The 13373-nt window shown below is 38.8% G+C and carries 11 protein-coding genes; 9 read left to right on the forward strand and 2 right to left on the reverse strand.

Annotation, left to right across the window (positions count from 1 at the left end; all coding sequences use genetic code 11):
• Window positions 1-136 precede the first annotated feature (136 nt).
• The 4 genes from LIS78_RS04860 to LIS78_RS04875 all read left to right on the forward strand — a co-directional run bounded on the left by LIS78_RS04860 (window position 137) and on the right by LIS78_RS04875 (window position 4571).
• Window positions 137-1480, forward strand: coding sequence for a 5'-deoxyadenosine deaminase (locus LIS78_RS04860; protein ID WP_252284713.1), 1344 nt, complete (start codon window positions 137-139; stop codon window positions 1478-1480).
• 143 nt (window positions 1481-1623) lie between these two features.
• Window positions 1624-1773 carry a hypothetical protein gene (locus LIS78_RS04865; protein ID WP_252284714.1) on the forward strand — a complete coding sequence of 50 codons (150 nt, stop codon included), beginning with the start codon at window positions 1624-1626 and terminating at the stop codon, window positions 1771-1773.
• Between the two features lie 294 nt (window positions 1774-2067).
• Window positions 2068-3393 (forward strand): NCS2 family permease, encoded by a 1326-nt coding sequence (locus LIS78_RS04870; protein ID WP_013055656.1) that lies wholly within the window; start codon window positions 2068-2070, stop codon window positions 3391-3393.
• Window positions 3394-3539: 146 nt separating this feature from the next.
• Window positions 3540-4571, forward strand: coding sequence for a LacI family DNA-binding transcriptional regulator (locus LIS78_RS04875; RefSeq protein ID WP_013081964.1), 1032 nt, complete (start codon window positions 3540-3542; stop codon window positions 4569-4571).
• A 24-nt stretch (window positions 4572-4595) separates the two neighbouring features.
• On the opposite strand, the gene LIS78_RS04880 is transcribed toward LIS78_RS04875, so the two are convergent.
• Window positions 4596-5153 (reverse strand): shikimate kinase, encoded by a 558-nt coding sequence (locus LIS78_RS04880; RefSeq protein ID WP_013055659.1) that lies wholly within the window; start codon window positions 5151-5153, stop codon window positions 4596-4598.
• A 548-nt stretch (window positions 5154-5701) separates the two neighbouring features.
• On the opposite strand from LIS78_RS04880, the gene LIS78_RS04885 reads away from it, so the two are divergent.
• The 3 genes from LIS78_RS04885 (at window position 5702) to aroD (ending at window position 9793) form a co-directional block, all read left to right on the forward strand.
• Complete coding sequence (locus tag LIS78_RS04885) at window positions 5702-7132, forward strand: aldehyde dehydrogenase family protein (RefSeq protein WP_252284715.1); 1431 nt, start codon at window positions 5702-5704, stop codon at window positions 7130-7132.
• Window positions 7133-7183: 51 nt separating this feature from the next.
• Window positions 7184-8941: a thiamine pyrophosphate-binding protein gene (locus tag LIS78_RS04890; protein WP_209151051.1), complete on the forward strand. Its 1758-nt coding sequence runs from the start codon at window positions 7184-7186 to the stop codon at window positions 8939-8941.
• Window positions 8942-9007: 66 nt separating this feature from the next.
• Window positions 9008-9793, forward strand: a complete 786-nt coding sequence (gene aroD, locus LIS78_RS04895) for a type I 3-dehydroquinate dehydratase (protein WP_195781031.1) — start codon at window positions 9008-9010, stop codon at window positions 9791-9793.
• 38 nt (window positions 9794-9831) lie between these two features.
• On the opposite strand, the gene LIS78_RS04900 is transcribed toward aroD, so the two are convergent.
• Complete coding sequence (locus LIS78_RS04900; RefSeq protein WP_013081969.1) at window positions 9832-10008, reverse strand: YvzF family protein; 177 nt, start codon at window positions 10006-10008, stop codon at window positions 9832-9834.
• Window positions 10009-10208: 200 nt separating this feature from the next.
• Here LIS78_RS04900 and treP point away from each other — a divergent pair, with 200 nt between their 5' ends.
• Window positions 10209-11672, forward strand: coding sequence for a PTS system trehalose-specific EIIBC component (gene treP, locus LIS78_RS04905; protein WP_195781030.1), 1464 nt, complete (start codon window positions 10209-10211; stop codon window positions 11670-11672).
• A gap of 15 nt (window positions 11673-11687) precedes the next feature.
• The gene (gene treC / locus LIS78_RS04910; protein WP_252284716.1) at window positions 11688-13373 is read left to right on the forward strand and encodes an alpha,alpha-phosphotrehalase; all 1686 of its coding nucleotides are present in this window, start codon (window positions 11688-11690) and stop codon (window positions 13371-13373) included.

Consider the following 13373-nt stretch of genomic DNA (forward strand, 5'->3'; position numbering starts at 1 on the left):
GAGGTTACCTACACTTATTCAACTCAGAGCATGCACCATATATATTTAAGACCAGTGTAAGAAAGATTGCTTGAGGATGTTAGTGTTCGGCTTGAGCTAGAAATAGATAGATGTTACGAAAGAGGGGAAAGAAGGTATGACGCACACATTAATTAAAAATGCAGAGATTATTACGATGAATGAGAAGAATGATATTATTTACGGTGACCTTTATATTGTTGGAAATCGTATTGCAGCCATCGGGAAAAACCTGCATCAGGAAAAGGTAGATAAAGTCATTGACGCAGCAAATAAAACGATTGTGCCGGGCTTTATACATACTCATATTCATTTATGTCAAACGCTTTTTAGAGGGCAAGCAGATGATTTAGAGCTGCTAGACTGGCTAAAGAAGAAAATATGGCCGCTTGAAGCTTCGCATGATGAAGAATCTATCTATTATTCAGCACTGTTAGGGATCGGCGAACTCATTCAAAGCGGAACTACAACAATTGTAGATATGGAAACTGTTCATCATACAGACTCTGCTTTTCAAGCTATATCTCAAAGTGGAATCCGAGCTCTTGCAGGAAAAGTAATGATGGATAAAAAAGGCGATGATCTGCCAAAAGCTCTGCAGGAGACAACGGCTGACTCGATCAAAGAAAGTGTAGAGCTGCTTGAAAAATGGCATAATTCAAATAACGGTCGTATTCGATACGCATTCTCCCCAAGATTTGTGCTGTCGTGTACGGAAGATTTGCTGCGTGAAGTGAGCCATTTATCAGCTGCATATAATGTCCATGTACATACTCATGCTTCTGAGAATCAAGAAGAAATTCGCATCGTAGAAGCTGAAACGGGTATGAGAAATATCATGTACTTAGATCATTTAGGATTAGCCAATGAGCGCCTTATTTTAGCGCACTGTGTGTGGCTAAACGATCAAGAGAAGCAAATTATTAAGAATCAAGGAGTAAAAGTTAGTCATTGCCCAGGCTCAAACTTAAAACTTGCATCCGGAATCGCAGATGTGCCCAGTTTATTAGAACAAGGTGTATTTTTAAGTCTTGGCGCTGACGGTGCTCCTTGTAATAATAATTTGGATATGTTCAACGAAATGAGGCTGGCCGCTACGATTCATAAACCCTCGTACGGACCAACGGCCATGAATGCAAAGCACGTGCTAGAAATGGCTACAATCGGGGGAGCGAAAGCAGTTGGGCTTGAAAAAGAAATTGGAAGTTTAGAGGTCGGGAAAAAAGCGGATCTTGCTATTTTAAATTTAAATCAGCTTCATACCTTTCCATCTTACGGCGTAGACCCTATTTCCAGAGTTGTGTATTCGGCAACGCGAGGAGATGTAGAACTAACGATGGTTGATGGAGAAATTGTGATGGAAAATCGCGTGCTGAAAACAATTGACCAGGGAATTGTATTGAAAGAAGCAAATCATTCGATTGATCGTCTTCTAAAAAGAATCCCACTTTTAATTTCATAAGATATAAAACGAAGAAGGTGCTGAGACAAAAGTATTTTAGTTGAAGTGAAAATCGAATGATTAATCGCAATTATTGATTAATCATTCGATTTTTTTGCTGTCATGATGAACGTAGGTTTAATCTGTTTAGTAGCTTCTAGCTGTTGATTAGAAGGCAAGACGAAGACTCCTGCGGGAAAAGCGTAAGCGACGAGGAGGCTCACCGGCCGCCCGCGGAAAGCAAAGCCTTGCACGGAGATCAACAGCGGTGTCACAAGCAGTCCAGATCATTTATCCAGTTTGTTCGTCTTTAGATGGGATTGATTTAGTTATGTCTCAATCTCTTTTTTTTGTATAAATGATTAAAAAGAGTACTCTTGCCACAGACTAAAGGGATAGAAGAAATAAATTTTCAAAATTCCAAACTAACGGAAGATAAAAATTTTTATAATGATAGCGTTTTCTGCCTTTGCATATCTGTAAATTAAGACTATAATAGGACAAAAGATTTTACTTTGTAACGTAAAATCCTCCTAAATCGTGTCCTTGTTAGGACATTTGAATAGGTAGGATTTTTTATTTTTTTTAGAAGTAGGGAGGCGCGCGTGTTGGAGCGTAACGGAATATTAGAGCGCTTGTTTAAACTATCAGAGCGCAACACAACACCAAAACAAGAAATACTAGCAGGACTTACAACTTTTATGACGGTCAGTTATATGGTAATCGTCAACCCCATTATCATGTCTGACGCGGGGATACCCCGAGAAGCAGCTCTTGCAGCTACCATTTACGCCATTGTATTTAGTACGTTACTGATGGCCCTGTGGGCAAACTTCCCAATTGTAACCGGTCCAGGGATGGGCTTAAATGCGTTTTTTACGTATTCAGTAGTATTAGGACAAGGATTGTCATGGCAAACGGCACTTGGAGCGGTTTTTATATCTGGCGTCTTGTTTTTTGTTTTGACAGTAACAGGAATACGCGGAAAGATTATTGATGCCATTCCAAACGTATTAAAGTCTTCAATAGCAGTTGGAATTGGTCTTTTTGTTGCGTTTATCGGTTTGAAAAACGCTGGATTAGTTGTGGCAAACGAGTCTACTTTTGTAGGGCTTGGAAACGTTATGGATAAAGGACCTTTACTTGCTATTTTTGGGCTGATATTAGCAGCTGTACTGATGGCTAAAAATGTAAAAGGTGCTCTCATTATAAGTATTTTTGCTACGACAATATTAGCGATGATTGTAGGAGTACAAGCAGTTCCTCATTCCGTGAAAGACGTTTTTTCAGCCACGCCGCCAAGCGTCGGAGAAACATTCTTTCAAATGGATTTAAAAGGTGCAGTTGCCTACGGCATTTTTTCAGTTGTATTTTCTTTCACCATCGTAGAACTATTTGATACGCTAGCGACACTGATTGGACTATCTAAAAAAGCAAACTTAGTAGATAAAAACGGTAAAATTCCAGGTTTAAATCGCGCGCTTGCAGCGGATTCAATCGGTACAATGGCGAGTGCTATTTTTGGAAGCACAGCGTTAAATACGTATATTGAAAATGCAACAGGTATTGCAGAAGGAGGACGTACCGGCTTAAAGGCATTAACGGTTGCCATCTTATTTATATTTACCTTGTTTTTTGCACCGCTCATTCAATTTATCCCAAGCGTTGCTACTGCACCAGCACTCATTATTATTGGTTCGCTTATGCTAAGTGACATTCGAAACGTTAACTTCGACGATTTTACTGAGGTTGTTCCCGCTTTCTTAACAATTGTCATGATGCCGTTAACCTACAGCATTGCAGAAGGTTTAGCATTCGGCTTCATTTCATACACAGCGATTAAACTGTTTACAGGACGCCATCGCGAAATTCATTGGATGATGTATGTGATTACCATTGCCTTTTTTATCAATTTTTATATGAGTTCGCATTAGGAAGAAAAGACGTAGCCCCACACTACGTCTTTTTTTGTTACTGAGTCCTTGTCAGAGAACATCGTGAAAGGATGAAGCTTTTCTTTTATTTTAGATAATTGTAAAATAATCATAAAAGGTGCGTTATAAAGGGTTGGTGGAATAAATTGAAACAAAGTAAACGCAAACGTGTAACCTTACAACAAGTGGCAGAACACGCGGGAGTATCTCGAGCTACCGCTTCGCTTATTGTGCGAAATAGTCCAAGTGTTTCTGAAAAAACAAGGAAAAAAGTTCTAGCTTCGATGAAAGAGTTAGGATACGTATATGACCGTATTGCAGCAAATTTAAGATCTCAAACTTCATCAACAATCGGAGTTATTATTACGGATATATCTAATACGTTTTTTACAGAATTGTTAATTGGAGTGCACGAGGAGCTCGAGAAAGACGGATATACGGTGTTTTTAGGTACGACGTTTGATTCGGATAATCGACAGGATCAGCTGCTTTCTACGATGCTAGAGCATCGGGTAGGAGGCATTATTTTATGTCCTGTTGCGGGTACATCGGAAGATACGATAAGAAAAATTCAGCATTTAGATGTTCCTTCAGTACTAGCAGTAAGGGAATTGCCTGAGGTGGAGTCAGATTATGTAGGGGTAGATTATAGCTTAGGCGTTCAAAAAGCGGTTCAACACTTACTTGAACAGGGACACAAAAGAATCGCATTTTTAGGAGGAACAACCGGTTCTACAACGTGGAAAGAAAGAATGGAAGGTTACCGTTCGGCGCTAAAGAACGCAGGAATTTCTATCGATGAAGAGCTTGTTATTCCGAGCGGTCCGACAAGAAGCGGCGGTGTAGAAGCTGCACGTCAAGTGTTGGACATTTCTGAGCCTCCAACAGCAGTTTTTTGTTTTAGCGACTTAGTTGCATTTGGTGTTATGCAAGGTTTAAAAGAGAAAGGGATTGTTCCGGGAGAAGATATAGCGGTAGTGGGATTTGATAATGTCATGGAATCATCCGTATGTCACCCTACTCTAACAACCGTCTCTTCTTTTGCAAGACAAATAGGAAAAGATGCTGCACGGTGTCTTCATAACCAAATTGTTGATAAAAAAGAACATCATCATCGCATTATTTTAACGCCTCAGTTAGTTGTTCGAGAATCGTCATCAAAAAAAAGAAGCAGTTAATGAACTGCTTCTTTTCCTTGTGAATTATTTAGACGGTTCGTAAATATCCCAAGCCATTTTCAAGGAATCAACAATATAATTTGCTACTTCTTCAATATCCAAATTGTCAGTTTCTACTTTGGAGTGGTGGTTGGAATAAATTGCTTGTCGCGTATAAAATAATTCTTCAATATCCTCTAGGCTTCTTCCTTGTAAAACAGGGCGACTGTCAATAATGAGGCTGATGCGCTCTTTCCATGAATCCCATGAAAGGTCTAAAAAGAATACAATACAATTTGATAAGCATATTTTTTGAATTTCTTCTTGAAGAAATGCGCCCCCGCCAACGGATATAATTTTTAAACGCTGCTGAGATAACTGGCTAATTACTTCTTTTTCTTTATTTCGGAAAAACTCTTCACCAAACTCTTTAAAGATTTGTGATGTAGGCATTTGAAACATTTTTTCGATTTCTTGGTCTATATCGACAAAATCTCTGTATAATTTCTTAGCGACTAGTTCGCCGATTGTTGTTTTACCTACGCCCATAAAGCCAATAAATACAATGCTTTTTTCTCTAAGAGACATCTCGCTGTAAGTCATTTTTCAAAGCCTCTTTCTGTTTTTAACAATAAAAAACTTATTATTTTGTATTTTAGTTATTAGAATTATAATACAAATTTTACTGTTTGTAAAAACAGTGAAAGGTATATTATGTCCTAAGCAACAAGTATCAGCTCACGTTTATAAAATTTTTGTTAGTCAACAGATGGTGATACGCTGTAACCAAAACAAATAAGCAATAGTTAAGCTCGATCATAATCATAAATTCTTTGTCATATTGATAGTGCTGCTATCTTATATACTCCTACAGTGTATGTAAGAAAAAAAAGGAAGTGAATGTGAAACTACGTAAGAGAGTATAAGCAAACTGGACTCAGTATCAATAAATATTTTTAGAAAATTCTTTAATTTTCTATTGCTAGATTAAAATTTCTGTTGTAGGATTATGATAACGTTTACAAAACGAGTTATTACTTTAAATCAATAGGATTTATAGAAAACTGCATCAAATTTTAGATCGATCTAAAAATAAGATTAGATCGATCTAAAAATAGCAGTCAGGTCAATTGTTAAAAGGAGAGATAACAATGAGCTTTAGACGAGCAAGGCCTTATGTAAATAAAGAATGGCTTGAAGGTAATCGATCAGCAGTAAGTATTAAAAGTCCGTACTCGCAGGAAGTAATTGGTGAGCAAATTATAGCAACGCCAGAAGATGTTGAACGAGCGCTATCAGCCGCCTATGAAGCTAAAAAAACAATTGCTAGTCTGTCTTCTTATGAAAGGGCCAAAATTTTAAAAGAAGCAGCACGGCTTTTGGAAAAGCAAAAAGAAAAATTTGCTTTTCTCATCTCAAATGAATTAGGAAAACCGCTGAAGAATACGTTGGATGAAGTATCTCGATCTGTAGAAACATTAGAGCAATCTGCGGAAGAAGCAAAAAGGCTTATCGGTGAAACGATACCAGGAGATGCTTCCGAACGAGGGGGAAAAGCGATAGCTTCCACATTCCGTGTGCCTGTCGGAGTTGTTGCCGCTATTACTCCTTTTAATGCACCTTTGAATTTAGTATGCCACAAAATTGGACCAGCTTTTGCTGCTGGCAACAGTGTCATTTTAAAACCAGCTCCGCAAACAACCTTAGTTGCTTCAGAATTTATAGCTCTATTATTAGAAGCTGGAATCCCTGAATGCGCTATTAATATGGTTTTAGGGGGAGTAGAAACAGGACAGCAAATCGTAAAAGATGACCGGGTAAATGTCATTTCTTTTACCGGTGGAACAGTAGCAAGCAGAAATATATGTGAGCTGGCTGGAATGAAAAAAGTGCTTCTAGAATTAGGAGGAAATGCTTCAACAATCGTTCATGAAGATGCCGACATTAAAAAAGCTGCTGAAATGTGTGGGAGAACAGGGTTTAGCAACTCCGGTCAAAGCTGTATTTCAGTTCAGCGTATTTATGTACATGACTCAGTTGTTTCTGAATTTACAGAGCTTCTGAAGAATGAGGTAACGTCTTTAAAAGTTGGTGATCCTCTGCTGCCTCAGACGGATGTTGGGTGTTTAGTAGATGAAAGAGCCGCAAACCGAGTTTTGGTTTGGATTGAAGAAGCAGTCGATCTAGGTGCAAAGCTGATATGCGGCGGCAAAAAGACAGGGGCTTCTATAGAACCTACTGTTCTATTAAATCCTCCTAAACAAAGCAAAGTGGTGTGTCAAGAAGTATTTGGGCCTGTGGTGAGCATCATTCCTTATCAAGATATTGAAGAAGCTATTCGGGAAACAAATGATTCATCATTCGGTTTGCAAGCAGGGCTGTTTACAAATCAAATGGATTTAGCTTACCGTGTTGCTGAATCTTTAGAAGTAGGAGGAGTTGTGATTAATGGCACCTCTAATTTTCGACTCGACCATTGGCCGTACGGTGGGATAAAAGACAGCGGCGTTGGTAGAGAAGGACCTCGATTTGCGATTGAAGATATGACAGAAACAAAAATGATTGTCCTGCAGCTATCGTAGCTGAGTTTATTACCTGACAAAATATATAGTGAATTTAAAGGAGGATATACAATGGAAAAATTAATATCACATCAATTAGTAAATTATCTTGAGGAACGAGGCATCGAGCATATTTTTGGTTTGTGTGGTCATACAAACATAGCGGTACTAACAGCCTTAGAAGAAAGCAAAATTAAATTTATCAACGTTCGACACGAACAAATTGCAGCGCATGCAGCTGATGGCTATGCACGTGTGACGAAAAAAGCAGCAGTAGTATTAAGTCACTTAGGTCCTGGCTTAACAAATGCTGCTACAGGCGTAGCCAATGCAGCGTTAGATTCAATTCCAATGGTTGTCATCGCTGGTGATGTTCCTACTCATTATTATGGAAAGCATCCGCATCAAGAGGTAAATTTACATGCTGATGCTTCGCAATATGAAATTTATCGTCCATTCGTTAAGCGTGCATGGAGAGTGGACCGTCCAGATTTATTTCCCGAAATATTAGAGAAAGCATTTTTATTGGCAGAAAGTGGGAATCCCGGCCCCGTATTAGTATCTGTACCTATGGATATCTTTTCAAAAAAGATCGATGTTTCTTTATTTGATCGATTGCATCGCCAAACGAAATCTTTGCAAAAACCTTCTATCGATGATGAAACGGCAAAGAGTATTGTACAAAAATTAATTAACGCCAAAAATCCAGTGTTATATGTAGGCGGAGGTATCCTATTAGCAGATGCAGCAAATGAATTAAAAGAGCTTGTGGATCACTTGAACATTCCAGTAGCCCACTCCTTAATGGGCAAAGGAGCACTTCCAGATGATCATGACTTGACTCTAGGGATGACTGGTTTTTGGGGCACGAAGTTTATTAATGAAAAGTGTCGGACTGCCGATTATATTTTAGCATTAGGAACACGATTTGCAGAAGCAGATTCTAGCTCCTGGGAGCCGGAATATACGTTTGATTTTTCACAAACAAAATTGATTCATATTGATATTGATCCTAGCGAGATAGGGCGTAATTATCCTGCCGAAATTGGTGTAGTGGCTGATTTAAAACAAGCCCTTAAAGTCTTAAATCGCGTGGCTAAACAGCTTATTCCGGAAGGAGTAAAAAACGAAGCATTAATCAAAGAGATTGCTTCTTATCGTGAAGAGTTTAAAGCTAGCAATGAAGAGTATATTCACGACAATTCATTCCCAATGCAGCCGCAGCGAATTTTAAATGAAGTTCGTGAAGTCCTGCCGAAAGATGCCTATATTACTACTGATGTAGGCTGGAATAAGAATGGGGTAGGACAGCAGTTTCCAATCTATGAAGCTGGAAGTATATTAACTCCAGGAGGTTTTGCCACAATGGGATTTGGAGCGCCGGCAGCTTTAGGAGCAAAGGTAGCTCAGCCTGATAAAGTAGTTGTTTCTCTAGTAGGAGACGGGGGATTCGGCCAAAATCCAGCTGTGCTTGCTACGGCAGCCGAAGAGAATATTCCTGTGGTTTGGATCATTATGAATAACTTTGCGTTTGGTACGATCGCTGGGCTGCAAAAAGCACATTTTGGAACCACTCTAGGCACGGTATTTGAAAAAGATGGAGAGGTATATTCTCCTGACTTTGCAAGTATCGCTAAAGCTTATGGAGTAGAAGGTATAAAAATTCAGTCAGCCGAAGAGTTTAAACCGGCACTTCAAAGAGCTATTGCTTCTAATAAACCAGTTGTAATTGATGTAGCGATGTTAAACAATCCTGTACCAACGTCAGGACATTGGAACATCATGGATATTTACTCACCGGATAAGAAAGTACACCATGTATCTGTTTAACAAGTATGGAACAAATGCTGAAATGAAAAAGGAAACATTTAACTTTGATAAAAAGGAGCTGTTCCTATGTTAGAACGAGGAGAAGGAACTCATTCTCCATCTATTTGTACGCCTTTAGTGGGCAAAGATCGCAAAGAGCTTTTAACAGAGCTAGCGGAAATTCTATTAAAAAAACCGGATATAATTGAATGGCGCTTAGATTTTTACGAAGAAATTCAAGATATAAACAGCGTCCTTTCTGCAGCTAAAGATATATATGAAAATAGTGAGCGCACTCCTATTTTGCTTACTGTACGTTCTCAAAAAGAGGGGGGGCAGCCTATTTCCTTATCAGAAAAGGAAGTAGTAGCCATACTTGCAGAGGTATGTAAGCATCCATATGTAGCAATTATTGATTTTGAAGTATCAAACCAGCCGGATCACATCCGCTATTTGCGTGAAGTTTCCAAGGAAAATAACAAGAAACTTGTGCTTTCTTATCATAATTTTTCTTTTACGCCTCCTAAAGCGGAAATTTTTAAAAGCTTATTTCTAGCTGAATTTTACGGAGCAGATGCAGCGAAAGCAGCTGTCATGCCTCAGAACAATCAAGATGTTTTAACTTTATTAGAAGCTACAAGAGAGGCTGAAAAAGAGCTCAGCATTCCTCTCATTACCATGTCGATGGGAGGGTTAGGAGCTATTAGCCGAATCGTCGGGTGGATGTACGGCTCTTCTGTTACTTTCGCTGTAGGGAAAAGCAGCTCGGCTCCTGGGCAAGTTCCAATTGATGAATTACGAAAAATAATTCAGTTAACAAAAAAAGTTACGGATCCTGAGAACTATCATTCCCATCAAATTGTTTCGATATAAAATAAAAAGAACAAGAGCATAGCATGCTCTTGTTCTTTTTATTTATCCTTTAAATGCATTGAAAGATACACCCGAGTATCTTTTTTGCGCTCATACTTTGGATTAGCGCTTCGCGTATATTCTTTTGACTGATGTTCTATATGGTAGTTCTGTTCAAACTGTTTGATCGCTTCATTAATTTCTTCTTGTTTTCCCATTAATCTTACTTGCAGCATTGTAACGTCTCCTTCTATATACTTCGCTTTTTGACTATATCATGAAATGAAAAAGAAGTAATTTTATTTTTGTTGACGAACCTGTATATACAGGTTAGAATAAAAACATAAAACTTGTATATACAGGTTTTCGGTGAGATTTATATGGGGGGATAGGAAATATAGGAATAAAATGAAAACGGAAACAAGGGGGAAAAGACATGAATCGAGAATCTGTTGAACGCATTGTAGAAGCCGTTGGTGGAAAAGAAAATATCTCTGCTGCAACGCATTGTGTAACGCGTCTTCGACTTGTTTTAAAAGATGAAGGTAAAGTCAATCAAAGTATGCTAGATGAGCACGAATTAGTAAAAGGATCTTTTTCTACAAACGGCCAGTTTCAAGTTGTTATTGGTCAAGGCACGGTTGATAAAGTATATAAAGAAATGGTGGCGCTTACAGGGATAGGTGAACTGTCAAAAGAGGAAGTGAAAAACGAAGCGGCTAAAAACTTAAATCCGCTGCAGCGCGCAATAAAAACATTAGCTGACATTTTTATTCCCATTTTACCGGCCATCGTAACCGCGGGTTTATTAATGGGAATCAATAATGTATTAACAGGAGCCGGAATTTTTTACGATGATAAATCAATCGTAGATGTTCATACACAGTGGAAAGACTTCGCGAGCATGATTAATTTAATTGCCAATACGGCTTTTGCATTTCTGCCGGCTCTTATTGGATGGTCAGCTGTTACGCGTTTTGGAGGAAGTCCTTTATTTGGAATTGTCCTTGGGCTCATGCTGGTACATCCTGATTTGCTAAATGCCTGGTCTTATGGAGAAGCATTAAAAAAAGGAAGTATCGATACGTGGAATTTATTTGGTCTGCAAGTTGAGAAAGTTGGCTATCAAGGGCAGGTTTTACCTGTGTTAGCTGCTTCGTTTGTGTTAGCAAAAATCGAATTGTTTTTACGAAAACGAATACCAGATGGTTTTCAGCTTTTAATTGTAGCGCCTGTAGCTCTTTTAGTGACAGGGTTTCTCGCTTTCATTGTGATTGGTCCGATTACATTTGCAATAGGAAATGTTATTACAGGTGCAGTTGTATGGCTGTTTAAAACGGCTCCATTTATTGGAGGGCTTGTATACGGAGGCTTATACGCTCCTCTTGTTATTACAGGCATGCACCATACATTTTTGGCCGTAGATTTACAGCTGATTGGAAGCGTAGGAAGTACGTTCTTATGGCCAATGGTAGCATTATCTAATATTGCCCAAGGCTCTGCGGCTTTCGCGATAATGGTTCTTTCAAAAGACGATGAGAAATTAAAAGGACTGTCTTTAACGTCAGGGATTTCAGCGTGGCTTGGCATTACGGAGCCTGCAATGTTTGGTGTGAATTTACGCTTTAGATTTGCTTTTATTTCTGCAGTGATTGGTTCAGCTATTGCCGGTGTCGTCATATCCATGGCGGGAGTGAAAGCGGCATCGGTGGGAATTGGTGGTATCCCTGCTCCGTTATCAATTGTTCCACAGAGCTGGTCAGCTTTTATTATTGGAATGGTAATCGTAATTGTGGTGCCGTTTCTTTTAACGTTAACGCTTGGAAAGCTTCAGAAAAAATCAACCGTTACATCAACTGTCGCGGGTACAGACTCGTTTCAACATAATTCAAAGAATTAAATGGTGGTGTTAAAAATGCAAGAACCTTGGTGGGAAAAATCGGTTGTCTATCAAATTTATCCAAAAAGCTTTTACGATACGACTGGCAACGGCGTTGGTGATATAGCAGGCATTATTGAAAAGCTAGATTATTTGAAAAAGCTCGGGGTAGACGTTGTGTGGCTAACGCCAATTTATAAATCGCCGCAGCGGGATAATGGATATGATATAAGTGATTATTTTGTTATTCAAGAAGAATACGGAACAATGGAGGACTTTGATCGTTTAGTAACAGAAGCGCATAAGCGGGATCTTAAAATCATCATGGATATTGTTGTTAATCATACGTCAACTGAACATGAATGGTTTCAAGAAGCTAAAAAATCGAAAGATAACCCGTACAGAGATTTTTATATTTGGAAAGATCAAAAAGAAGATGGAAGTGCTCCGACGAATTGGATTTCAAAATTTGGAGGTTCGGCGTGGGAGCATGATAAGTTGACAGAACAATCCTATCTGCATTTGTTTGATGTCACGCAAGCAGATTTGAACTGGGAAAATGAGCGTGTGCGCCGCAGCGTGTACGATATGATGACGTTTTGGCTTGAAAAAGGAGTAGATGGATTTCGTCTGGACGTTATTAACTTAATTTCAAAAGATCAGCGTTTTTTAGATGATGATGGTTCTATCGCGCCAGGAGATGGACGAAAATTTTATACCGACGGTCCTCGCGTTCACGAATATATGCGAGAAATGAATCAAGAAGTTTTTTCAAAATACGATAGCATGACCGTTGGGGAAATGTCGTCGACAACTGTTGACCACTGTATTCAATATTCTCATCCGGACCGGGGCGAGCTTAGCATGACGTTTAATTTTCATCATTTGAAAGTCGATTACCCAAACGGAGAAAAGTGGGCGCTAGCAGATTTTGATTTCATTAAATTAAAAGAGATTCTATCAACTTGGCAAACGGAGATGAATAAAGGAGGGGGATGGAATGCACTATTTTGGTGCAACCATGATCAGCCTCGCGTTGTTTCCCGCTATGGAAACGATGAACTCTATCATAATAAATCTGCCAAAATGCTCGCTGCAACGATTCATCTGATGCAGGGAACACCTTATATTTATCAAGGGGAAGAAATAGGTATGACAAACCCGAAGTTTTCCTCTATTGATGAATATAGAGATGTGGAGTCATTAAATGTGTATGAGATAAAACGTGCACAAGGAATGGACGAAAATGAAATTTTGGAGATTTTAAAACATAAATCAAGAGATAATTCCCGTACACCGGTGCAATGGAGCGATGAGCCAAATGCAGGTTTTACAAAAGGAAAGCCATGGATTAATCCGGCCGATAACTACCGTGAAATTAATGTAGAAAAAGCGTTAGATGATGAAGATTCAATTTTTTATTTTTATCAAAAGCTTATTGCATTACGCAAGCAGTACGAGATTATCACCTATGGAAACTATGAATTGATTCTTGGAGAAGACGAGCAGATTTTCGCTTATATCCGAAATGGAGCAGATGAAAAGCTGTTGGTGATAAATAATTTCTACGGCAGCGAAACAGCCTTTGAACTGCCAGAAGATATAACTTTTGAAGGATATTATAGTGAAATATTGCTGTCTAACTACGAAGATTCATCAAAGGAATTCAAGCGAGTCTTACTTCGGCCGTATGAATCAATCGTGTATCATTTAAAAAAATAG

This window comes from Priestia megaterium, from assembly GCF_023824195.1.
GTDB classification, from domain to species: domain Bacteria; phylum Bacillota; class Bacilli; order Bacillales; family Bacillaceae_H; genus Priestia; species Priestia megaterium_D.